At 53.9% G+C, this 23868-nt stretch carries 22 protein-coding genes; 7 read left to right on the top strand and 15 right to left on the bottom strand.

The window, feature by feature from the left end; genetic code table 11:
* Positions 1-159: 159 nt before the first annotated feature.
* Positions 160-1023, top strand: coding sequence for a hypothetical protein (locus tag ACTQ52_RS10175; RefSeq protein ID WP_441982549.1), 864 nt, complete (start codon positions 160-162; stop codon positions 1021-1023).
* An 85-nt stretch (positions 1024-1108) separates the two neighbouring features.
* Here ACTQ52_RS10175 and ACTQ52_RS10170 read toward each other — a convergent pair whose 3' ends face one another.
* Entirely contained in the window at positions 1109-2752 is a 1644-nt protein-coding gene (locus ACTQ52_RS10170) for an acetolactate synthase large subunit (RefSeq protein WP_441227255.1), read from the bottom strand.
* 421 nt (positions 2753-3173) lie between these two features.
* On the opposite strand from ACTQ52_RS10170, the gene ACTQ52_RS10165 reads away from it, so the two are divergent.
* The gene (locus tag ACTQ52_RS10165) at positions 3174-4304 is read left to right on the top strand and encodes a sodium ion-translocating decarboxylase subunit beta (protein WP_410043790.1); all 1131 of its coding nucleotides are present in this window, start codon (positions 3174-3176) and stop codon (positions 4302-4304) included.
* 100 nt (positions 4305-4404) lie between these two features.
* Positions 4405-4533 carry a hypothetical protein gene (locus tag ACTQ52_RS10160; protein ID WP_410043789.1) on the top strand — a complete coding sequence of 43 codons (129 nt, stop codon included), beginning with the start codon at positions 4405-4407 and terminating at the stop codon, positions 4531-4533.
* A 75-nt stretch (positions 4534-4608) separates the two neighbouring features.
* Here ACTQ52_RS10160 and ACTQ52_RS10155 read toward each other — a convergent pair whose 3' ends face one another.
* The 7 genes from ACTQ52_RS10155 to ACTQ52_RS10125 all read right to left on the bottom strand — a co-directional run bounded on the left by ACTQ52_RS10155 (position 4609) and on the right by ACTQ52_RS10125 (position 10435).
* Entirely contained in the window at positions 4609-5208 is a 600-nt protein-coding gene (locus ACTQ52_RS10155) for an AAA family ATPase (protein WP_441227256.1), read from the bottom strand.
* A gap of 148 nt (positions 5209-5356) precedes the next feature.
* The gene (locus ACTQ52_RS10150; protein WP_410043820.1) at positions 5357-6100 is read right to left on the bottom strand and encodes an amino acid ABC transporter ATP-binding protein; all 744 of its coding nucleotides are present in this window, start codon (positions 6098-6100) and stop codon (positions 5357-5359) included.
* 132 nt (positions 6101-6232) lie between these two features.
* The gene (locus tag ACTQ52_RS10145) at positions 6233-6913 is read right to left on the bottom strand and encodes an amino acid ABC transporter permease (RefSeq protein WP_410043787.1); all 681 of its coding nucleotides are present in this window, start codon (positions 6911-6913) and stop codon (positions 6233-6235) included.
* Between the two features lie 248 nt (positions 6914-7161).
* Positions 7162-8016 (bottom strand): transporter substrate-binding domain-containing protein, encoded by an 855-nt coding sequence (locus ACTQ52_RS10140; protein ID WP_410043786.1) that lies wholly within the window; start codon positions 8014-8016, stop codon positions 7162-7164.
* 84 nt (positions 8017-8100) lie between these two features.
* Entirely contained in the window at positions 8101-8808 is a 708-nt protein-coding gene (locus ACTQ52_RS10135) for a gamma-glutamyl-gamma-aminobutyrate hydrolase family protein (protein ID WP_441227257.1), read from the bottom strand.
* Between the two features lie 672 nt (positions 8809-9480).
* On the bottom strand, positions 9481-9900 hold the full coding sequence (locus ACTQ52_RS10130) for a flavodoxin (RefSeq protein ID WP_441982548.1): 420 nt from the start codon (positions 9898-9900) through the stop codon (positions 9481-9483).
* Between the two features lie 286 nt (positions 9901-10186).
* A complete protein-coding gene (locus ACTQ52_RS10125) occupies positions 10187-10435 on the bottom strand; it encodes a DUF3793 family protein (RefSeq protein ID WP_441982569.1) in 249 nt (82 codons plus the stop codon).
* A gap of 457 nt (positions 10436-10892) precedes the next feature.
* On the opposite strand from ACTQ52_RS10125, the gene coaBC reads away from it, so the two are divergent.
* The 3 genes from coaBC (at position 10893) to ACTQ52_RS10110 (ending at position 13992) form a co-directional block, all read left to right on the top strand.
* Positions 10893-12086 (top strand): bifunctional phosphopantothenoylcysteine decarboxylase/phosphopantothenate--cysteine ligase CoaBC, encoded by a 1194-nt coding sequence (coaBC, locus tag ACTQ52_RS10120; protein WP_441982547.1) that lies wholly within the window; start codon positions 10893-10895, stop codon positions 12084-12086.
* Between the two features lie 218 nt (positions 12087-12304).
* A complete protein-coding gene (locus ACTQ52_RS10115) occupies positions 12305-12937 on the top strand; it encodes an ECF transporter S component (protein WP_441982546.1) in 633 nt (210 codons plus the stop codon).
* 287 nt (positions 12938-13224) lie between these two features.
* Positions 13225-13992 (top strand): type III pantothenate kinase, encoded by a 768-nt coding sequence (locus ACTQ52_RS10110; protein WP_441982545.1) that lies wholly within the window; start codon positions 13225-13227, stop codon positions 13990-13992.
* Positions 13993-14225: 233 nt separating this feature from the next.
* Here the strand turns inward: ACTQ52_RS10110 and ACTQ52_RS10105 are convergent, their stop codons facing one another.
* The 3 genes from ACTQ52_RS10105 to ACTQ52_RS10095 all read right to left on the bottom strand — a co-directional run bounded on the left by ACTQ52_RS10105 (position 14226) and on the right by ACTQ52_RS10095 (position 18464).
* Positions 14226-15389: an iron-containing alcohol dehydrogenase gene (locus tag ACTQ52_RS10105; protein WP_410043780.1), complete on the bottom strand. Its 1164-nt coding sequence runs from the start codon at positions 15387-15389 to the stop codon at positions 14226-14228.
* A gap of 1071 nt (positions 15390-16460) precedes the next feature.
* Positions 16461-17261: a hypothetical protein gene (locus ACTQ52_RS10100; protein WP_441982544.1), complete on the bottom strand. Its 801-nt coding sequence runs from the start codon at positions 17259-17261 to the stop codon at positions 16461-16463.
* Between the two features lie 495 nt (positions 17262-17756).
* Positions 17757-18464, bottom strand: a complete 708-nt coding sequence (locus ACTQ52_RS10095; RefSeq protein ID WP_441982543.1) for a GIY-YIG nuclease family protein — start codon at positions 18462-18464, stop codon at positions 17757-17759.
* Positions 18465-18623: 159 nt separating this feature from the next.
* Here ACTQ52_RS10095 and ACTQ52_RS10090 point away from each other — a divergent pair, with 159 nt between their 5' ends.
* Positions 18624-19076 carry a DUF2798 domain-containing protein gene (locus ACTQ52_RS10090; protein WP_441982542.1) on the top strand — a complete coding sequence of 151 codons (453 nt, stop codon included), beginning with the start codon at positions 18624-18626 and terminating at the stop codon, positions 19074-19076.
* A 641-nt stretch (positions 19077-19717) separates the two neighbouring features.
* Here the strand turns inward: ACTQ52_RS10090 and ACTQ52_RS10085 are convergent.
* From ACTQ52_RS10085 to ACTQ52_RS10070, 4 genes are all read right to left on the bottom strand, one after another.
* Complete coding sequence (locus ACTQ52_RS10085) at positions 19718-20095, bottom strand: type IV pilin protein (RefSeq protein WP_441982541.1); 378 nt, start codon at positions 20093-20095, stop codon at positions 19718-19720.
* Positions 20096-20225: 130 nt separating this feature from the next.
* A complete protein-coding gene (locus tag ACTQ52_RS10080; RefSeq protein ID WP_441982540.1) occupies positions 20226-20975 on the bottom strand; it encodes a TraX family protein in 750 nt (249 codons plus the stop codon).
* A 38-nt stretch (positions 20976-21013) separates the two neighbouring features.
* Positions 21014-22507: a transglutaminase-like domain-containing protein gene (locus tag ACTQ52_RS10075; protein ID WP_441982539.1), complete on the bottom strand. Its 1494-nt coding sequence runs from the start codon at positions 22505-22507 to the stop codon at positions 21014-21016.
* Between the two features lie 257 nt (positions 22508-22764).
* Entirely contained in the window at positions 22765-23715 is a 951-nt protein-coding gene (locus ACTQ52_RS10070) for a hypothetical protein (RefSeq protein ID WP_441982538.1), read from the bottom strand.
* Positions 23716-23868: the final 153 nt, after the last annotated feature.

The raw sequence follows: 23868 nt of genomic DNA, 5'->3' as shown, positions 1-23868 counted from the left end.
GTTCGCTCGTGGATCGGCGGACAGCAGCCGGAATCCGAGCCACGCCTGCACATCATCGATTCTGCACAAATACTGATACAATTTTCACATTTTATTTATAATATTAGCCGAACCGGTTTATAATTTTTTCATCTTAACTTTTTCGCATGGAACAGAACCATGGACACAGACGACGCTTCCATTTCACAATCAAACAGACGGCCTCACGCCAGCGGCATGTTCCTCTATCTGCTGCCGCTGTTCGAGCTGATCCTCGGTGCCTTCTTTCTCGGGATGCTGGTATCACATATCCAGCAGAGCGACCTCGAGGAGCAGCGTCACTGCACCGACGTCAGCTGCATGACCTATACGGATCGCATCATGGCGGACCTCAAGTCCGGCATGGCCATCACCGACAGTCTCGAGCAGATCGTCATCAGTGAGGATGGAAGCTGCGACAAATTCTACCAGGTCGCGAAAAATCTCACGAATCCCTCCATCGAGAGCATACAGCTCGCACCCGCGGGCTTCGTCAGCTACATCTATCCGGAGGCGAGCAGCGACCTCTCCCGGATCGATCAGCTGGACGAGGAAGCCCAGGGCGAGTATGCCCGCTATGCGAAGAAAAACGACGTTACGAGCCTTCAGGGACCGTATGATCTAAAGGACGGCAGCCAGGGCATCGTGGCGCGGAACCCGATCTTCCTCGAGAAGCATGGTCGCAGGATCTTCTGGGGCTTCGCCATCGTCATCATCCGCGTGCCGGATATCTTCTCCGATTCCATGCGCTCCCTCGACTTTTTCGGGTATCAATATCGTCTGCTGAAGTCCGCTTCCCCATGGGATCCGACCTACGTCGAGTTCTATCGCTCTGAGAAGGCGCTCGTGGATCCGGTCTCCCACTGGTTCTCTCTCGTCCGCCACAACGGCTCGCTCGTAGAGGTCCTCGGCCATGGACGCATCGTCGAGCACAGCAGCTACGGACGCCTCTTCTATGTGCTCATCGAGGATGAAGCGAAGCACCAGAAGTACTATACGCTATGATGTAAAAGGTAGGGACCCGGAGGGCAGCCATCGAATACACTGTGTATTCGGTGCCTGCCCTCCAGACTCCTGTCTTTTCTGTAACTTACAGGCTCTTCAGCTCTGCGCTGAGCTCTTCATTCGCGGAGTAATCCACCGGCGTGTCGATGATCACCGGTACCTTCTCCTCGAAGCCCTTCCGAATCGCTTCGCTGAGCTCCGCTGCAGAGTTCACACGCACACCCTTACAGTGCATCGCCTCCGCGAGCGCCACGAAATCCGGATTCGTGAAATCAACGAAGGCCGCACGACCATACTGCTCCTCTTCCTTCCACTTGATGAGACCGTACTCGCTGTCATGGAAGATCACGACGACGAAGTTCACACCGAGCCGTACCGCGGTCTCCAGCTCCTGCGAGTTCATCATGAAGCCACCATCGCCCGTCGCCACCAGCACACGACGCTCCGGATAAACCAGCTTCGCCGCGACGGCACCCGGCACGCCGATGCCCATGCTTGCGAAGCCGTTCGAGATGATACAGGTCTCCGGCTTGTAGCAGCCATACAGACGACCGATCCACATCTTATGCGCACCGACATCCGAGATCAGGATGTCCTCCGGATCGGAAAGTGCCTTTCGGATATCCGCCACGATGCGCTGCGGCTTCATCGGGAAGGCATCTGACTGCACCGCCTCCTCGATGGACTCCTCGAAGCGCTCCTTGATAGCGAAGGCCCAGGTCGGCTCCTCCTTCGCCTCCAGCAGCTTCCCGAGACGCGCGAGCGAGGAATCGATCTCACCATTCACCTGGACCTCGCACTGGTAGTACTTACTGATATCCGCCTGCCAGTTCGAGATATGCACGATCCGATGATTCCGCTCCGCGTTCCACTTCGACGGCTTCAGCTCCATCAGATCATAGCCGATACAGATGACGAGATCCGCCTCCTCGAACAGCCGATTTACATAGTCCCGCTGCGGGATACCGATGGTCATCATGGAGTAGCGGTTGTCCGCCGAGACGATGCCCTTCGCCATCATCGTGTTCACCACCGGAATGTGCAGCTTCTCCGCAAACTTCGTGATCACCTGGGACGACGCATAGTGAACTGCATTGTTGCCGACGAAAATCAGTGGCTTCCGCGCCGTACGGATCGACTCCGCCGCCATCTGGATCTGCGACTCCTCGGCCTCCTGCTGGCAGACCGCATCCTTCATCAGCGGCATCTCGAGCCCACTCACCTGCATCTTCGCGATATCCACCGGGAGGTCAATGTGGGCGGCCCCCATGCGACCGGCACCACCCTCCGCGTACTTGAAGGCGAGACGGACGATTTCATTGACCGTATCCGGACGCATGACCAGCTTCGTACGCTTCGTGATCGGCTCGAAGATCTTCGCAAGGTCGAGATTCTGATGACTCGTGAGATGCATCTGATCCGAGCTGACCTGACCGGTGATCGCCACGAGCGGCGCACCATCGAGATTCGCATCCGCCACGCCCGTCACGAGATTCGTCGCGCCCGGTCCCAGCGTCGCGAGGCACACGCCCGCCTTCCCAGTGAGTCGCCCGTACACATCCGCCATGAACGCTGCGCCCTGCTCATGCCGCACCACGACGAAATGGAGCCGCGGCTCGTCCGCGATCGCCTGCACAAGCTCCAGATTTTCCTCCCCCGGGATACCGAAGATGTACTTCACACCCTCCGTCACCAGACACTCCACCATCAGTTTCGCCGCTGTACGCATAACGCTCTCCTCCATCCAGCATCACAAAAAGGCGCTCCAGGAAAAACCTGAAGCGCCCTTGCTTAAAATCACTTTATCATCTTCATTTTATGCCTGATACATCATCAAGCATTTCTGAATTATAGCACGCAGATACTGATAATTCCATGCGTGCACAATTCAATTTCGATATCGGAGTCATAACAGGGCGTTGCTTTTCTAATTTCTGCTTTACAGAAATTGAACTCACTGATATATTTGATTCCAGCAAAGGGGAGTAAAGGGCAGTCATCTCGGATCGGTTTGGGGCGCGACTGCTGCATGGCAGCGTCAGCACGGCGGAAACGCCCGATGTCATGTGTTCGCTTGAGACTTTTGTCACAGTTTAGGTCTGTGGCAGGGTCTCTTTTTTTCTGCCACGATGTTTTTCAGGAGGTAGAACATGAACTTTTTGAACACATTCGCTGCACTGTTTGCCAATGCAGGCAACCTGCACTGGCAGATGGTGGTCATGTGGGCCATCGGCGGCCTGCTGATTTATCTCGCCATCGTGAAGAAGATGGAGCCGAGCCTGCTGCTCCCGATGGGCTTCGGTGCGATCCTCGTAAACCTGCCGCTGTCCGGCGCGATCACACAGGGCGACACCGTCGGCCCGATCACGGCACTCTTCGACGCAGGTATGTCGAACGAGCTCTTCCCGCTGCTCCTCTTCATCGGCATCGGTGCGATGATCGACTTCGGACCACTGCTTGAGAAGCCGTGGCTCATGCTCTTCGGTGCCGCAGCTCAGTTCGGTATTTTCTTCACACTTTTCGCTGCCGGCTTCTTCTTCGATCTGAAGGATGCAGCATCCATCGCCATCATCGGTGCGGCGGATGGCCCGACCGCGATCTACGTCGCAAACGTCCTGAAGTCGAAGTATCTCGGTGCCATCATGGTCGCGGCCTACAGCTACATGGCCCTCGTACCGATCGTGCAGCCGCCGGTCATCAAGGCACTCACCACGAAGAAGGAACGTCAGATCCGTATGCCATATCAGCAGGGCAGCGTCAGCCAGCTGACGAAGATCCTCTTCCCGATCGTCGTAACCATCATCGCCGGCATCGTCGCACCGACCAGTGTCGCCCTCGTCGGCTTCCTCATGTTCGGTAACCTGCTTCGTGAGTGTGGTGTACTGAATTCCCTCAGCGAAACAGCGCAGAGTGTGCTCGCAAACCTCATCACCATCGTGCTCGGTCTCACCGTCGCAGGCCAGATGACCGCCGACCAGTTCGTTCGTCCGGACACCCTGCTGATTCTCGCCCTCGGCCTCGTGGCCTTCGTCTTCGATACCGCCGGTGGCGTGCTCTTCGCGAAGCTCCTGAATCTCTTCCTTCCGGAAGGCAAGAAGCTGAACCCGATGATCGGTGCCGCCGGCATCAGCGCCTTCCCGATGAGCGGCCGTGTCGTGAACAAGCTCGGCCTCGAGGAGGACAATCAGAACTTCCTTCTGATGTACTCGATCAGTGTCAATGTTTCCGGCCAGATCGCATCCGTCCTCGCGGGTGGACTGATTCTGACCCTGATGGCGTAAAGAGAATTTCGTTTCGTGACGATGACTCACGAACAACGAGCAGCTCCATTCCTTCTTTTCAGGTTTTCGGAGCTGCGTAAATACAGAAAGGAGTCCTTATATGTTACATCTTTCTTCATGGACACAGACCCTTCCGATGATGGCTTCCGGCATGCTCGGCATCATCCTCGTCATGGGTGTCATCGTACTGGTCGTCATGCTTCTTAACAAGCTGACCAGCCGTAAATAAATTACATACGAATAGCAGAACAGCCGGGTGAAGAAATCACCCGGCTGTTTTGCTTATTCGCTTTCATGTTTCACTTCAGATATCCCCGAACTTCAGCTTCGCGGCGTGCTGGATCAGCTCTGCGGCCTCCTCGATGCTGTAGCAGGCGCTGTTGATGCAGAGGTCACTGTACTCCGTGTTTCCAGGGAAATTCGGGATGTACTTCCGGTGGTAGCTCTCCCGCGCCTTATCCGCGTCATGTACCGCCTTCACCGCTTCCTTCTCGTTCATGCCGAAGTAGTCGATGCAGTTCTTCACGCGGACCTCATACGGCGCATACACGTACACACGCAGCAGCCGTGGCTCGTTTCTAAGGTAGTACGCACCGCAGCGGCCCACGATGATGCACGAATCTTTCTTCGCGAAGTCCTGGATGATGTTCTCCTGCACGAGGAAGATTTCATCCTCCATTTCGGTCGTGCCGACACCGAACGGATACAGATGATAGGAGAATTTCGAACGGATGTCCTCTTCCTTCCGGCTGATTTCCTTCACGGAGGTGTTCATACGCTTCGCGGTTTCCTCCACGATGTCACGGTCCATGAACTCGATGCCGAGCTGCTTCGAAAGCGCACGTGCCACCAGGCTGCCGAATGAACCAAACTGTCTCGAGATCGTGATCACATATTTTTCCATGCTGTCCCTCCGCTCTTAAATTTTAGTAACGCAGCTCTCCTGCGCCCGCCGCATCCTGCTGCCAGGAGCCACCGGGGTCCGACCCCCGCGTACCGCCGACGACCACCTTAAGGATTTCACAAGGTGGTCTGACCCCTTTCACTCCCGTCTACAGCACCTTCTGGATGAAGCTGATCGTTCTTGCCTCCTTCGGATGTACGATCACCTCCTGCGGTGTGCCCTCCTCGACGACGTAGCCACCGTCCATGAAGATGACGCGGTCTGCGACCTCACGGGCGAAGCCGATCTCATGGGTGACGATGACCATCGTCATGCCGTCCGCCGCCAGCTGCTTCATGACGGCCAGTACCTCGCCGACCATTTCCGGGTCGAGGGCCGAGGTCGGCTCATCGAAGAGCATGATGTCCGGCTTCATGCAGAGCGCACGCGCGATCGCGACACGCTGCTTCTGTCCACCCGAGAGCTGGGACGGATATGCCTCGGCCTTCTCGGCGAGATCCACGCGCTGAAGCATCTCCATCGCGCGCTCCCTGGCCTCTGCCTTACTGCACTTCTTCAGTTCCACCGGCGCCAGCATCAGATTATGCAGGACATCCATATTATTGAAGAGATTGAAATGCTGGAACACCATACCGATGTTCTCGCGGACCTTATTCATATCCACCTTTTTATCGGTGATGTCGACCCCATCCACATGGATCTTTCCGGCCGTCACCTCCTCGAGCCTGTTCAGACAGCGAAGAAAGGTCGACTTACCGGAGCCGGACGGGCCGAGGATGACGACGACCTCGCCCTCGTGGATCTCGGTCGAGATGTCCCGTAAGACCTCGAGATCACCGAAGCACTTCCGAAGGTTTTCTACCTTTATTTTAACATTTTTATCGCTTGAAATCACGGTTTTTCCTCCCTTCTTCGAACATCGCACTGCGGCATCTCTGCCCGCACACGCTGTTCCGCAACGAGACGCACTGCCGATCTACCGCCGGCAAAGCCCGTACTCGTTCATGTCTTCACTTCCACTGTCTCAGCGCTTTACGCCGCGATTCATTCTCCCCTCCACGATCTTCGCGATATAGGACAGGATCGTGATGACGACGAGGTACATGACGCCGACGATGGCCCATGTCTGGAAAGACATGAAGGTCTTCGCCTGTACGTTCTTCGCGGTATTGACGAGCTCCGGAAAGCCGATGACCGACAGGATGGAGGTATCCTTCACGGTGATGATGAACTGGTTGATGATGCTCGGGATCATCGTACGGATCGCCTGCGGCATGATGATCTTCCGCATCGTGGTCCAGTATGGAAGACCGAGGGACCGTCCAGCCTCCATCTGCCCGACGTCGACCGACTGGATACCGGCACGGATGATCTCCGCCATGTACGCACCACAGTTCAGTGCGAGACAGATGGTACCAGCCTGCAGTGCCGACATCGTGAAGCCCTGACCGATCTTCAGTATATTATTCAGCAGATACGGTACACCGAAGTACACGAAAAACGCGAGGACGATCATCGGTACGCCTCGGATGATGAAGACGAAGATCTGCGCGATGATATTGCATACCTTATTCTTCACGACGCTCATAAGTCCGAAGATCATACCGAGTATACATGCGAACAGCAGTCCCAGAAATGCCAGCAGGAGCGTGCGGCCCATCGCCAGCACCAGCAGTCTTCCGTAGGCCGAAATAATTTTTGCCATAGTGTCTCACCCTTCTATAATCTGCATCCGCTTATCCGCACCGTTCAAACCGATGTAGATCTTCGGATGTCACCAACCGTTCCATTTCCATCTTCATGGAAATACGCCGCAGCGCACCAGTCTGTAGGGGTCAGGCTGATGTACTGCGACGATATTCTGTATTCTGCTCTATGAAGTCAAGTGATCGCATCATCCGGCGGGATCCTGCTCGGATCCCATCGCATCATCGATCAGACGACATGCCCGAATCAGCCGAGATATGTCGCGATGATCTCATCGTACTTGCCATTTGCCTTGATGTCCTTGAGACCTGCGTTAAACATATCGACGAGCTCCTGCTTGCTGGAATCGAAGATCGCGAAGCCATACTCTGCAGGATCGTTGCCGGTACCATCGACGATCTTCATGCCGAGGCCGGTATCCTTGATGTTGGACGCCATGATCGGCGTATCATCGAAGCAGGCTGCAACCTGACCGCCGACGACAGCCTGGTACATGGTCGGTGAATCCTCGAAGTAGGTGATCTCGAAGCCATACTGATCCTTGAGACTCTCTGCGTAATCTGCACTCATGGATGCGGTCTTGACAGCGACGCTCTTCCCCTTTAAGCCATCGAAGCCGGTGATGTCGGAGTTCTCCGCAACGGCCATGCTCTGGTTTGCATCATAATATCCATCCGAGAAAATCCATCCAGAAGACTTACGCTCATCGGTGATGGACGCACCGGCGATCATACCATCTGCCTGACCTGCCTGACATGCGGCGATGGAAGCATCCCAGCCGATGGACTTGATCTCATACTTGAAGCCCTGATCCTCGGCGATGGCTGCGACGATATCCACATCGATACCGACAAGCTTTCCGCTGTCATCGGTGTACTCAAATGGCTTAAATGCGGTATCGGTTACGATCTGCCATATCTTATCGCTGTCTGAAGCGGCTGCCGTGGTCTCTGCTGCGGCTGCGGTCGTATCTGCGGCTGCCGTGGTGTCAGCAGCTGCTGTGGTTGCGGCTGCGGTCGTCGCTGCGGTATCGGAGCCTCCGCACGCGGTGAGACCCAGGACTGCCATCGTTACTGCCATTACAAGTGCACTCTTTTTCATAATTTTCTCCTCTCATCTTTCTGCTGTGAAGCCTCGCTTCACGAGATTTATCCTAACGGCGTTCGCCGATTAGAAACATGTTTGTTAAGGCTTCCGACACGCATCGACGAAGGCCTGTACGAGCTTTCGCGATTTCGGATCCGTCATGTAGGCGAATTCCGGGTGCCACTGCACGCCGACGATGAAGCGTCGATCCGGCACGCCCAGGGCCTCCACCAGTCCGTCCTCCGAGTACGCCATCGCGACGGCCTTCGGGGCGAGCTGCTTCACTGCCTGATGGTGATAGCTGTTCACCGCATAGGGGCCCGGGCCGACGATGTCGGCGAGCAGGGTGCCCTTCTTCACGTCGACCGTGTGAATCGGTCGATCATACGGCGGGCTCATGTGGTGCTCCACGCTGGACGGATGCTCCGTCGGCAGGTCCTGATAGAGCGTACCGCCGAGGAGGGCATTCATCAGCTGGATACCGCGACAGATACCGAGCACCGGCTTGTCCTCCCGGTAGCAGCGATCGAAGAGGTAGCTCTCCATCTGATCGCGGCGACTGCAACGGACGCCACAGCTCGCTTTCGCTTCCTCGTGGTAGACGCCGGGGTCCACGTCATGGCCGCCCGTCATCAGGATGCCATCACAGAGAGAAAAGCAGGCATCCATCTCTGCCCGATCGATTGTCAGCGGAAGCATGATCGGAAGTGCGCCGCAGGCCTCGAGGGCTTTCATGTAGCCCGGAAGCATCCAGTAGCTTTCCTTCTCGTCATCATACAGCGGGATCAACCCGATTATTTTCTTCATATCTTCTCGCCTCCGCTCCCTGTCTTCGTTACCGACATGTGCCTCCCGTAAAGTAAAAAGACAAAGAGGTCTGAATCCTTTCGGACGCAGACCTCTTTGTCTTGGCTCGTATGTCAGCACTGCAACGTGTAAAAGTCAAGCATTTACATCGCCGGACATTTGATTCTTCTTGTTATTCCTTCACTTTATGAAAGACCCTCAAAAAATCACATATCCTCGTGTCGCATATTTGAGGCCGTAGCTAAAAGACTTTATTGTCTGCGTCTTTTTCTCTCATGGGCTATATGATACGACGATGTAAAAGACATGTCAATCATGTCTTTTATTCTATTTCCGGATATGTGCTATAACTGAACGCCGGGTCATCGCCGTCCCGGTCCCCACCTGTCTTCTCCCCCCCTGCGGCGGGTGCAGCCCGCAGGCCGGTGCCACGCAGACGGGCACAACAGAAAACCGCCGTATGCATCATCACATACGACGGTTTTACATGGAGTATGAATTTTATCTTAGGTAATAGAATTCCTTTTCAGGAAGTATGGTGCACGCGGTTCAGGAGTCCCCGTCACCATATGTAAATCAGAGTTTGAATCTTGTACGTATACCAAAAGTGCTTCTTATTGCAGGCGCTGTTCGATCGCACGCGTGCGCGTCGCATTCCCGCAAAAGTGTTTCTTACGCAAGTGCCGTCCCCAGCGCCTTGCACTCCGCCAGTGCCTCCTCATCCGGGGCATCCTGACAGATCACGGTGGAGATCACATCCGCGCCGTCTGTGTCGCAACGGCTCTTCCACTCCTCCATCCATGCACCATCTCCCCAGCCCCAGGAGCCGAAGAGACCGATCTTCTTTCCGGACAGTGAGCCCTCCACCGCTGTAAACATCGGCTCGAACTCTAGCTCCTCCAGAACCTCTGCACCCATCGCCGGGCAGCCGAAGGCGATCGCATCATAGGACGCTACGTCTCCTGCAGAGAATTCGGATGGTCCCAGTACCGTCACCTCCGCACCGGCTTCCTGTGCGCCTTCCGCAACAGCCTTCGCCATCTGCTGGGTATTACCGGTCCCGGACCAGAAAACAACCGCAACTTTGCTCATTATTCCTCCTCTCATCTTTAGAAAAATTTCAGACACACGCTCATTTCATGCCTCGACGCCCGAGGGCGAGTCGGTCGCTCCGGCAGAAATCCGAAGCCCGGTCGAAATTCATCCTTCATATATATCCAAACAGCCACTGCTTATGGTCAGCGACCGATTTGGTCATGTTCGCTCAATGCTTCCGACGTGCGATCATCGCTCCGCCGTTCACATCGGCACCGTGAGGTGGTGCTGCCCGCGCAGGTATGTGCGCTCCGACCGCCTGCATTGGCCGCGTCACAGAGCATCAGCTCGCGACGGTGAGCTCCTCGAGGGTCCGTCCCTGCGCCCATGCACGCTGGTAGATCGTGGTGCAGCGCCGGAATCTGCGGAAGGACGCCTCCGCCTGCTCGACATCGCCGTACACCTTCCAGGTGCCGACCGTCTTGCAGCCCTCTTCCTTATGGTTGATGAAGCCCTCGACATCCTCGAGCGGATAGCCGAGGAAGATGCCGATCTCATGCGGAAACTCGTCCGACGATTTCCGGGCGTGGATCCGACGGTTTCATCCCCGCCAGCGTCGGCGAGCAGTTCTCGATTAAAAGCTGTTCCGGCATATCGCTCTCCTGTCTTCGGTCTACTGCGTCTGGTGCCTGTCCTCTCACAGCTGAAATCAGTATCAGATGCTCGAGGTCTCCTGCCTGATGAGCGGCGCCGGATGTCTGGTGCTTGAATCAAAACATCCGGCATCGCTTCAAACAGATTCTTGTCGTTGTCTTGGTTAGGCTTTACTAACTATGACTGTATATTACTATATGTGTTCGTTAGTGTCAACTAACTTTTGAAAATATTTCTTATTCCTGGAAGCTGTCAATAACAGCTCAGCCATCATCATGCAGACCTTCAGCTTTCGAGTATACTTCTACGTATCTGAAAAAAATCAGTGACTCTGTAAAATCTATGTTATAATTGTACCGCAAAACAGTCCATCACGACCGGACAGGAGGAACATCATGCTGCAGGGAAAGACCGTGCTTCTCGGCGTAACGGGAAGTATCGCTGCCTATAAAATCGCATATCTCGCGAGCGCGCTTCACAAGCTCCATGCCGACGTGCATGTGCTGATGACGAAGAACGCCACGAACTTCATCAACCCGATCACCTTCGAGACCCTGACCGGAAACAAGTGCCTGATCGACACCTTCGACCGGAATTTCCAGTTTGAGGTCGAGCACGTCTCCATCGCGAAGAAGGCAGACGTCGTGATGATCGCCCCGGCGAGTGCCAATGTAATAGGAAAGATCGCAAATGGCCTCGCGGATGATATGCTCACCACCACAATCATGGCCTGTCGCTGCCACAAGATCATCTCGCCGGCGATGAACACCGCCATGTACGAAAATCCGATCGTGCAGGATAATCTCCGGAAGTTGCAGTCCTTCGGCTATGAAGTGATCACCCCGGCCTGCGGCTACCTCGCCTGTGGCGACACCGGTGCCGGTAAGATGCCGGAGCCAGCCGAGCTTCTCGAGTACATCCTTCGGGAAGTCGCCTGTACGAAGGACCTCGCCGGAAAGAAGGTGCTCGTCACCGCCGGCCCGACCCAGGAAGCCCTGGATCCGGTGCGTTATCTCACGAATCACTCCTCCGGCAAGATGGGCTATGCCATCGCGAAGATGGCCATGCTTCGAGGAGCGGAGGTCACACTCGTCAGTGGACCGACCGCGATCGAGCCGCCACACTTCGTGCACTTCGTTCCGATCACGACCGCACGCGACATGTTTGAGGCCGTGACCTCCGTGAGCGATCAGCAGGACATCATCATCAAGGCTGCCGCCGTCGCGGATTACCGACCGACGACCGTCGCCGACAACAAATTAAAGAAAAAAGATGATCAGCTTTCCATACCGCTCGAGCGAACCGACGACATCCTGAAGTACCTCGGCGAGCATAAGCACCCGGGGCAGTTCCTCTGCGGCTTCTCGATGGAAACAGAAAATATGATCAGTAATTCCAGAGCCAAGCTTGAGAAGAAGCACCTGGACATGATCGCCGCCAACAACCTGAAGGTAAGCGGCGCCGGCTTCCAGCGTGACACCAATGTCCTGACTCTGATTACACAGGATTCGGACGTATCACTCCCGCTTATGAGCAAGGAGGATGCAGCCATAGCGATCCTGGATAAAATTCTTCAGCTTACACACTAAGCTGCGGGCAATGCTGACGACCGGACACATCATCACCGTGCCGGTACCTCATCAGAGCTCTCTCTTTCATGTAACTGAAGGCAACGCAAATCGCCGGATTTCCGGCACAACCATGTGAAGCGGACCAGAAAACGCTCCGCTTTCCATCACCGTATTGTATCCGTGTACGATCGATCTTCATCGCATCTGAAACGGAACGGTAACAAGGAGGAAACAAAATGAAAAACAACAAGTTCACTACTGCACAGCTCACCTTACTCGGCCTGATGATCGCCATCCTGCTGGTGATGTCCTACACACCGCTCGGGTACTTAAACATTGGCCCACTCGCGATTTCGTTTAACGTGATCCCGGTAGCGATCAGTGCGATCGTACTCGGACCCGTCGGCGGCGCGGTGGCCGGTGGTGTATTCGGTCTCACCAGCTTCCTGCAGTGCATCGGCGTCGGCGGAACCAGCGCGATGGGCGTCATGCTCTTCAGCATTAACCCGTTCCTTGCCTTCGTGCAGCGCTTCATCCCGCGTCTTCTCGACGGCATCTGCCTCGGCTACATCTTCCGTGGCGTACGGAAGGTCAGCAACACCTATGTGGCGTGCGCTGTCACCGGCTTCTTCTCAGCCTTCCTGAACACCCTCTTCTTCATGTCTGCACTCGTCGGACTGTTCGGAAACACAGAGTATGTTCAGAACCTGATGGGCGGCCATAACGTCATCATCGGCTGCTGCCTCATGGTCGGCATCAACGCGGTCTGCGAGATGGTATCTTCCACCATCATCACCGGCGCGATCGGCGCGGCTCTCTCCAGAGCGCACCTCATCACCGCCGCACAGATCCGTACAGAAGCTGCGTAAGTTTTCAGCTGTGCTGCGATAAGAGTCCCGGAGGGTCGTCAAATGAGGCACAGTACTCCGAGATCGGTTCAATCTAAGCCGGGGACCCTAAGCGGCACTAGGCCCTCTGCAATCACTGAGTTTTCTTTATGAAAACTCAGCGTTGCAGAGGGTTCCAGGGAGAGATAACACCAAGTGCCGCTAAGGGGACCCGACTTGATTTCACTCGATCTCTCCGTATGGCCTCATTTATCGGCCCTCCGGGACTTCTCTTCCATTTACATCTAAAATAACATTGAGAGAATATTATGATTTTAGCGATTGATATCGGAAATACAAATATTGTGGTCGGCTGCATCGATGATCAGAAGACCTATTTCATCGAGCGCCTCTCGACGGTTCGGACGAAAACGGAGCTTGAGTACGCCGTCGACCTGAAGACCGTCCTCGACATCTACCACATAAAGGGGAGCGACATCGAGGGATGTATCATCTCCTCGGTTGTGCCGCAGATCACGAACACCGCGAAGCTCGCGGCGGAGAAGATTCTGAAGAAGGAAGTCATGGTGCTGGGTCCAGGCGTGAAGACCGGGCTCAATATCCTCATGGATCACCCTGGTCAGCTCGGTGCCGATCTCGTCGCTGACGCCGTCGCCGGCCTCAATGAGTACCCGGTGCCGTTCATCGTGATTGACATGGGCACCGCGACTACAGTTTCTGTCGTTAACAGTAAGAAGCAGTACATCGGCGGCATGATCCTGCCGGGTGTCCGTGTTTCCCTCGATGCCCTCACCGCCCGTGCCTCCCAGCTCAGCGGCATCAGCATCGACGCACCGAAGCACGTCATCGGTAAGAACACCGTCGAGTGCATGAAGAGCGGTGTCCTCTACAGCAGCGCAGCTGCCCTCGACGGCATCATCGACCGCGTCGAGGAAGAGCTCGGCGAGAAAACCACGGTCATCGCCACCGGCGGCCTCGCAAAGAAAATCGTCTCCCACTGTAAAAAGGACATCATCCTCGACGAGGACCTGCTCCTGAAGGGACTCCTCGTGATCTACGAAAAGAATAAGGCATAATTTCCGGCGGGATGAGCAGAGGGCAAGTGCCCGAAGCCATACGTAGAAGCCGTAAACAAATCAAAATCGACTCCTTAGAACCAGTTGGAGTATTTTTCCTTAGCACCCTCCGCAACACTGAGTTTTCATGAAGAAAACTCAGTCGTTTGCGGAGGGCCTACTGGTTCTTAGGGGTCGATTTTTGATCTTAATAAAAATTTAATGGGGTCTGACCCCATTAAATTTTTCTAAACTCACAGTGATGCGCGGAAGATCGCGGCGATGTCGGCTTCCTGGAGCGGAGCCCAGGCTTCGTCGAGGCCCTCGAGTTCGGCGACGTGGTGCGCCATCTCGTCGATGCGGCTGTCGTCGATGCCGACCTCGCGGAGGTGCATCGGGATGCCGAGGGAAGCGAAGAAATCATAGGTCGCCTGGATCGCCTGGTTTGCAATGTCGTAGCGGTCCTGTGCTGCGTCGAGGCCGAAGACATTGACGCCGTACTTCGCGAGACGGTCGACGGTGTGATCGTTCAGGATGTGCTTCATCCATCTCGGCGTGATGATCGCGAGGCCCTCGCCGTGCGTGATGTCATAGTACGCGGACAGGGCATGCTCGAGGCCATGGCACGGCCACAGGGAGCGGCTGTTGCCGAGGGAGAAAATACCGTTGCAGGCGAGGGTGCAGTCCAGCATCATCTCCGCGCGGGCGGTATAATCCTCCGGATTTTCGATGCACTTGCGACCGTTCACCATGAGGCTCTTGAACGCTGCCTCCATCATGCCGTCATTGAGCTGTGAGGACTCCTCGCAGAAATACTGCTCCATGATGTGGTTGATGGCGTCTGCGCATCCAGCTGCGGTCTGCTTCTTCGGCACCGTAAAGGTATAGGTCGGATCGAGGATGGAGGCCTGCGGGAAAAGATGCGGATCCATGTAACCGATCTTATCGTTGGTCTCGGTTCTCGAGATAACACCCCCACAATCATACTCACTGCCGGTCGCTGCAAGGGTCAGGATATCCACCATCGGCAGCGCGTCCTGTGCGAGTACCTGACCACTGATCAGATCCCACGGCTCACCCTCGTACTTCGCACCCGCAGCGATCGCCTTCGAGCAGTCGAGGACGCTGCCGCCGCCCACCGCGAGGATCACGTCGATCTTCTGCTCCTTACAGATCTTCACACCCTCCAGCACGCTCGGATCATACTTCGGATTCGGCTGAATGCCCGAAAGCTCATAGATCTCGAAATCCGCGAGCAGCTCCTTCACCTTATCATAGAGTCCCATCCGCTTGATACTGCCGCCACCATAGGTGAGCAGCACCCGCTTGCCGAACGGCTTCATCACCGCAGGAAGCTCCGAAATCACACCCTCACCGAAAATCAGCCTCGTCGGCGTTACATAATCAAAATTTCGCATATCTGTTACCTCTTCTCTTCGTACGTTCTTTTAAAACAGGACTGCCTGTGGATGACCGTGCTGGACCTCGCTCAGCTTGATCAGACAGTCGGTGCAACATGACTGCCAGTGGATGGCCTGTCTACCTCTATCCTTACTCGCAAGGACAGGGTGTGTGCCGGCGACGAAACCACCGGCTTTCCCGGCACATAGTCCCCCGTGCGCCGACGGGAGATATCACAGGCATGCCAAAGTCTACTTTCTATATAGTAGCATTTTCGGAGAGAAAATCCTACTGCGGAGGTCCAGACTTGTTTTCGCGATTTATTATCACCCCCGGTTGCTCGCCCCGGTCACAGATGCATGGCACCATAGCCAGTTATGAATAAAAGAGCATTACTCTTCCTCACTTTCACACCGCCAGCACCTCCATGTCTCGAACCTGTGATACAGCATCGTGTCTCGGACTAAAAAGGCATTACCTTTCCTCGCTCTTGCCCCACTCACACTTCCATGATTCGACTCCAGTGACGCTATAGCATGCTTGGGATTAAAAGGACATTACTCTTTTTTGCTATATCACTCTCATATTCAAAAAGGCATTATTTTTTCCAGCTTTTGCCCGGCTAAGACACCTCATTTTTGCGTTTATGACACAATAGTCCGCTTCGAATAAAAAGGGCATTACCGAAAATAATGTCCTTTTATCTATGGAAGCTGTATTGCGTCACTTTTCCGAAAAAGATAATGCCTTATTTTTTCATACCCATCTACTGCGAAATATCATAATGCCTTATTTTTCAAGAACCCTCTATAGCAAATCTCGATAATGCTCATTTTTTCGAAAGCTCTCTATAGCAAATCTCGATAATGCCTTTTTCTATGCATCCCACTTATTGCGTCAACTCCCACAACGCCTAATGCCCACGAGCGTGATTTTGCGACATTTGCGAAAATCCACGCTGTCATCACACTGCCCCGTAGCGATCCGAATCCTGGTTAACACAGCAATGCGCGCAGTGACCTTTCCACGATGCATCAAAGAATTATTCTGTGAGACGATTCTTTATATCCAGGACTCGCAAATTTTATCTACGCAAAGAAATAATCGATCATATGATCCACGAGTCCAAGATCCAGTGGGCGCTCTTTCGTCTCGCTCGTGATGATCAGGTCCATCATCGGATAGTACCCAGAGACTGCATACTCATGAAGCTTCTTTATCGCATGCTCTTCATAGCGCTCATCATCCATCAATCCTAGATGCTCCCAGTAATAAATCTTCCCCGTTCTGGGATCCATAATAGTGAAATCCGGATATATCTTACGATTATTGAGCTGCAGTTCACACTCATAGCGCACCGCCAGACCTCGCGCTTTTAATCTCGATGCAATATATGCTTCTGATTTTGACCGAACCTCGACGCCGAGCACGCTCTTGATTCCCACCTCATTTGGAAATGGATTGGTCGGAAACTCTGCCCTCTCCCAATCTTGATATTTCGTCGGCAATGCTGTAAGCCTGTCTGTGTACTCCCGAATTTCAGGTACTTCTGCAATTCTCCTGTCTTTTCGCGACTCCACGTTCTTACAGACATTCAGATACATTTTCAGGCCTCTATACTCTTCCTTTTTATCGATGAGCGCTTCTACACATAGCGTTTTTTCAATCATCCGCTGAATCTTCGTCCTGTCCCGACTTGAAATATATCTTCGAACCTTCTTATTCGTCATCGGATCCTTATATGCCTGATAGCAGCGACGATGCCCATTCACGTTGTACACTACAAGTTTTCCTTCTGGAAGCAGTTTGATTTTATTCTCCAGCCTTTTAATTTCCTTATCCAGATACTCAAAATCTCTCCTGGCAAGTTCTCTCGTTGTTATAGCCATAGTCCATGTTCCTTTCTTTGAAATGATCTCCGTGAACTCTGAATGAATTGTACCCATTGTCAAGGACACCAGAAATTTTTGTTGCCCCATTTTTTAGACAGCTATGAATCTCGTACACCGTCCAAGTTGAGTTCCATTTACAATTTCATGTGACATTTATCCACCGAAAAGAGTCTGAATTGATTGTTTTCCAAGTTGAATTGTTCAGAATCTCCCAGTGTTGTCTCGAGTATCTATGAGTGTAACGTGCCTTGTCGATTTTGAAAATGTCCGAAAACAGACCATAGTCCCGAAACAGACTATAAAAAAGCACGAGTTCCAGCCGAGAAAGCAGCTTTTTGCCTCGTTAAAATAATTTTTATGATGCCAACAATCCAGGTAGTCAATAACACCTCCGAGCAGCCTTTATTCACCTTCCCGATCTAGCTGGAAGCTGATTTCGAAGGCTCAAAAGAGCAGGCACCATTCCGGTCACCTGCTCCCACATACTCATAATCATATTCCTTTTCCGTCATCCTCTTCCAGCGACTTCAAGGTCTTTCCATCTTTCGTTTTCCAGCTTGTAAGCCCATTTGCGCTCTTTCCGATCACAAACACGGCCGCAGAGGATGGACTCGTAAAAAACACGTTTTCCAGAAGAACGCCATTCTCGTCGACCCGGGCTGTCTTTCTTTTCTCTTTAATCGTAGCAGAGACGGTATGATCATCCGTAGGTGAAATATGGCTTCCCTTGTAGACCACAAATCCATCTGCCGTCTGCTTTCCATCCGCCGTAACCGTTCCGACATCCTTAACCATTCGTTCCAGATGAAGAAGAACGCCCTTTTCTGCCTGTTCCGAAGACGCGCAGTCCTCCGCTGGCACTGGCTGCTCGAGCGTTTCAAACACCTTATGCCCCAACGCACCCATGATCAGCTTCGCATTGTCGATGAATTCCTCCATCTCGCATTCTTTTTCTTCCGTAATATTGCCCATCGTAGGTTCATTTGCATTTTTTACCTCATAACGTTGCGCCTGAAGTGCCATATTACAGAAACGATTTTCCAGATAGCTGATCTCCGTCGGCCCAAATGTGTTATTCGACGTGGTAAATGCGACCGCCTCCGTCCAGTAGTCCTTATTCGGATTCAGCCTGTGTTCCTGGAGACGATTCAGTATCCCCTCTCCATTTTTTCTAGCACCCGCCTGGCCGATATATACCACATTCTTTCCTGTCGTATCCGATGTGCCAAACAGGAAATACACGCGGCACAGATATATGCTAAAGTGACGCGACAGACAATTTCACAGGTTTATATTGGAAACGCACACTCCTCCCTGATGATAACGAACAACACTGGTTTCATCACAGGAGGATTTTTTATGCCGAAAACCCAGTTTCAGAATGTCGTATTCACCGCCATCATGGCCTTCGTCATGGTTTATGGGATGATCGTCTATAACATCTCCCTCAATACCGGCGGTGTGTCCACGATGTGTTTCCTCGCCGCTTTCCATGAGGTGCCGATCATGGTCCCGATCGCCTTCGTCCTCGAGCTCTTCATGGTCGGTCGCATCGCCCACATCCTGGCCTTCCAGGTCATGCGCCCGGATGACCGCCCGGCCTTCATCACCTACGCCATCTCCCTCTGCATCTGCACCATGATGTGCCCGATCATGAGCCTCATCGCCACCATCCTCTTCAAGGAAGACAAAACCTTCGGTACCTTCGTCCAGACCTGGGGCATGAACTTCCCGATGGCCATCTTCTACCAGATGTTCTACTGCGGTCCGTTCGTACGCTGGATCTACCGCCACATCTTCACTGAGAAGTAAGTTCCACGGTCGCCAATGCTGGCGGCCGTTTCTTATATCTCTTCGCAGGAAGATGCACGTCCGCATTGTCACAATCCGCGCTCTCCGGAAGCTTCTGCCATTATCCATTGCGTAAAAGATGTCCCTGCGCAGACTGGGCCATTACCCATTTTCGCAAAATGTGTCACTGCGTCGCCTGTGACATTATCTCCGGCTATTCCGAGAGCTTGCGTATCAAGTGATTTTCCGGATTTTGACGCAAAACCGCCCTGTTTCAGAGCTATGACTTTAAGGCAACTCCGCTCTCCCCCTCTCTGAAGCACCACTTCAGCCTCCCTGAAGGCTCATATATAATGTCACTACTCGATATAGCGCACGCTCTGCGAAAAAGGTTAATGTCACCCCCGCTCAAATACATCACTCTGCGAAACCGACCTAATGGCACAACATCTGATAACGACACTTCTGTGATATATTTTGAAAAATATAATGGCATGCTCCAGCGAATCATGCACTCTGCGAAAATGACCTAATGTCACGACATCCGAAAACAAGGATTCTGCGAAAATTTCAAAAAAATATAATGGCGCGAGACGGATATCCTCATGGTTTGTGAAAACAGCAGGAATATATAGAAAAAGGCCGCCTCGCGGCAGCCTGAATTATGCTCCAATTGTAATTACACACTCTGGATGGAAGTTATTACAATAATACGCAATACTATAACCATTTTTTTCATCAAAACTCACTGAAAAAAAACCAGCTTTAAGCTTTGTAGTATTGCCTTGTAAGTCTGTAAAGGACGTATGCTTGTCCTTGGAAACAGGATATTTCTTTGTAATATCTGTTCTCTCTTTTCCGGTTTCCATGTAATCCGCCTGAAGCTTCGCATAGAAACCACGCAGATTCGCCCAATCTGTCGCCACCTCTGCTTTATGAAGCTGTGAGGTGAAAATAGGAATCGATATCGCAACGAGTACACCGATGATTGCAACGACGATTAAGAGCTCCGAAAGTGTAAATCCTTTTTTATTTCTCATCGTTTTTCCTCCTGACCTGAAATTTCATCAGCTGTACATCAGACAGCCGAATTTCATTCTACATTGAACTATTTATAATTTCATTGCCAAAATCAGTGTTCAAAACGATAAGAAACCGTAATAACTTATCTTATCGGTTCACGAAATTCAGCGCCATCACGAGCCCGAGCATGTGCACCGGATAGAAGGCATAGCAGGCGTACTGGAAGGGTCTGCTGTGGTAGCCCTGGCGGCCACGGTAGAGTCCGATCGGGATCAGCGCAAGGAGGGCGAGGCCCTGCTGACACAGCTCGATTTCGGTGCCGAAGATGTGCACGGAATACATCAAACCACTGAGGAGCTCGACATTGACCCAGTACAGGGCGAGGAGCTGGCCAAGGAAGCACCACCACTTACGGCCACGGAAGAGATAGAAAACGAACATCGTGAGCACGCCGGCACCGTAGTAATCCACCATGCCGAGGGTGCCGAGCACGGCACCGAACGTCACGACCAGAACCACGGTCAGCACATAAAGCGCCAGCTTCTGTTTCTTCCGCGCCTTCTCCATCAGATGTATACCGAGAAGACCGAGCAGAAGTGTCCAGATGACGTTCTGGTGGACCGGGTAGAACCAGGTACCGCCGTACATGAGATCAAACGGAATCTCGGAAAGCAGTGCAAACACAAGCATGCGGCGCAGGTACTTCCGTAAATCGTGCGTGTGGAAGTAGCCCTCGACGGTCATGAAGGCGAAGATCGGGAAGGCGAGGCGTCCCACACAGGTCAGCCACTCCTGCGCCGGCAGAAGCGTCGCCCAGAGGTGATCCATAAGCATGAAAGTCATGGCTATGATGTGAAGTGCCGCCGCACTCAGGTCGAAATGTCTGGTCTCATTCAAATGTCCCCTCCCTGGCCGATTTCTTCGTACCATATGTTTTATGCGAGTTCTTCGAAACTTACGATCTCAGCCTTCCGCGTATACTCATCATATCGCAGGCCGCGATCTTCCGTCTCGATCTCACCGTACTGGTTATCGTACGGGTCGGTACGGAAATAACGCTTGTCCACGGTAAATGGTGCCTGGAAGGCGCGGTTTGCAACCATGCGGTACGGGTCGAGATTACCGAAGTAGAACTGGCGGCGCTCTTCATTTTCATTCCGACGGGCACCAATGCCGAAGGACGGGTCTGCGAAGAGCCATCCGAATGGCTCGGCGTAGAAGCGTGCCCAGTCGTGTCCGCCGACGAATTCCGGCTCGGCTGCAAAGCCGCTCTGCCACTCAGCCGGGATACCGGCGCAGCGGCACATCGTGATGAAGAGCAGGGCGAAGACACCACAGTCGCCGGTGAAGCTGCGCGCGCAGTTCTCCGCGATGCTGTCCAGCGTGAAGTACGCCGGCATGTAGGTGTATCTGAAGTTCTTCGTGATGAAGTCGTAGAAGCTCTTCGCCTTCTCAAGCGGGGTCGTGCAGCCCTGTGCGCAGGCTTCGGTGAGCGCCCGGATATACGGTGTAAATTCGATGTGCGGTGCCAGCTCTGCAGTATCCTTCAGGTACTCTGCAAGCGCTTCCGGCTTCAGGCAAGGCAGCTCCGGCACACCACTCGGCTGCTGTGCTGCTTCACAGCACGCGCTGCCCGCATCCTGCATCGTGCCCTGAGACATTGGCATCCCGTGCAGTACCGTCTCCACGTCATGCCACTTCGCGGTGTGCACATAGGAGTAGGTCACGCTGAACTCGTGGTTTTCCTGCATGTTTTCTTCCCAGTAAACCGTGCGCTGCTCGGCGTCCTCCGGCGCGATCTGGCCGTTTTCCGGGAACATCGACTCGATGCGGATGTCGCTCTGCTGCTCGCAGGCAGCGGCGATCGGAACGTGCACGCGCACCAGCATGCCCGGCTTGAATGCCGCATCCTCTACCTTCACGGTAGCGCGGATGGTGATGCGGTTCGCGAGCGCTCCCTGCTCCTTCATGATGCGCATCGAGCGGTTCAGGCGCAGGTCGCCCTTGCTGCCACGGCCCGAGCTCTCGCCGCCGTTCAGTGCCACCTTCGTTCGATCACGGAATTCCGGCACGGATTTGCACATGCTCGAGAAGAAACGGTTGAAAATCCGCATCTCGCCATGGAGATAGATGAAACGGATCTGGCCGCACGCGACTGCCGCGTCGAACTCCTCCTCCGTGTACGACGGAATCTCCGCACGGATGATGTCCATCGCCTCCGCGCGGGTGTACGGGAAGTCAGCCGGCATACGGCGGATCATCTCGCGCTCCGCCAGCAGGCAGTAGCGGAGGTTCTCCGGCAGATTCGTGCACGCGAGGCGCTGGTCGATACAGTCAACCGCAGCTTCGAGCTCTCCGCAGAGCTTCATCTTCTCTACCGCCTCCGGCAGCCCGACATCCAGATAGCTGAAATACTGATTCTCGTTCATAGATAAAATCCTTTCGTTTTTCGTATGCAACACTCACCACCTTCCGGTGATGAGCAGCAGACGTATTTAAGCAGATGTTTCCCCGACGATCTGCGCTGTAACACAGCAGTTTCACCCATTATACCGCGTGCCGGCAGTAAGCGCCACCGCGGGGTCTGACCCCATTAAATTTTTCTAAACTGAATCTAAACAAAAGTTTATGGGGTCAGACCCCCTTACGAAATTCTTAAGGTCGCGTGCTGCGGGCGGCGCAGGCCTCAGCGCAGGAAGAGGCCGAAGAAGTGCGAGCGGTCGAAGAGGAAGATACAGATGTCCATGAAGAGGTGCGCGATCAGGGTACTGACGATGACACCGTTGGCCTTCATGAGGAAGCCGGATGTGAAACCGTACCAGACGACCGTGGCAGAGTAGGCGCTCATGAGGAGGAGCACCGGGAGATTCCTGAACAGGCCGAGACAGTCGTTTCGGAAGCCATCCCAGGTGACGTCGAAGTAGACGAGACGACCGATGACGAGCATCACGAAGTAGAGAATCAGGTTTTCGTAATTGTAGTCCTCATAGATGAAGCGGATGTACATGAGGATCAGCATGACGTAGATCGACGCCATCAGCCGCACCGAGCCGCGCTTCTGCGCAGAGATGTAGCGCAGCGGCACGAGGACGCGGTCGAAGATGCGATCCACGAGCATCGACACGAGCAGAAAGCCGATGAGCACCCAGTCCTTGTACTGGTTCCAGACTTTACTTACGGTGTGGAGATTGATGCGATCGCCGATGATGTAGTAGAGCGACAGCAGGAGCAGAATCGAGGTGCTCGCGAACGCCATCTCGTAGAAGGATTCGATGAACTCGTGCGGCCGCGTATCCACCGGATCGAGCAGCGGCCGGCGGGCACGACTGTGTGGGCGGGTCTCTGTCGCCGGATCCGTATCCGGCCAATGTTCCCGACCGTTCAGACGGTCGTCGATCCGGTCGGCGTACTGGTGCCGGGTACGACTCTGCGGGCGGGTCCCTGCGTCGAGGTCGACTGCATTGGCCTCGTCCGCTGTGGCGACTGAAGACGCGCCGTGACGATCGATCTCCTGCCGGATGCGCGCGAGGACGAGAATCACGCCCATCACGAAGATGAGTCCGGCGAGCGAAACGAGGAAAAACGGCACGGCAGACGCCATGTCGAAGTAGTGTTCGATGTAGTTGAAATATTCCATAAGAAGCCTCTTTTGTCTTGATTCAACGAACTACATGATATACTGTTGCTGATTTCATGAGCTGTCACGGAGCTGCTCTCATGAGCTGTCGCTGAACTGCTCAACTTTGCGTCATGAATGTCGTATGGGTTATCGCCGCCGGAGGTCGTCTTC

The sequence above is a fragment of the Oribacterium sp. Sow4_G1_1 genome (assembly GCF_052116105.1).
Lineage (GTDB): Bacteria > Bacillota > Clostridia > Lachnospirales > Lachnospiraceae > Oribacterium.
This window is presented reverse-complemented; position numbering and strand designations above follow the sequence as displayed.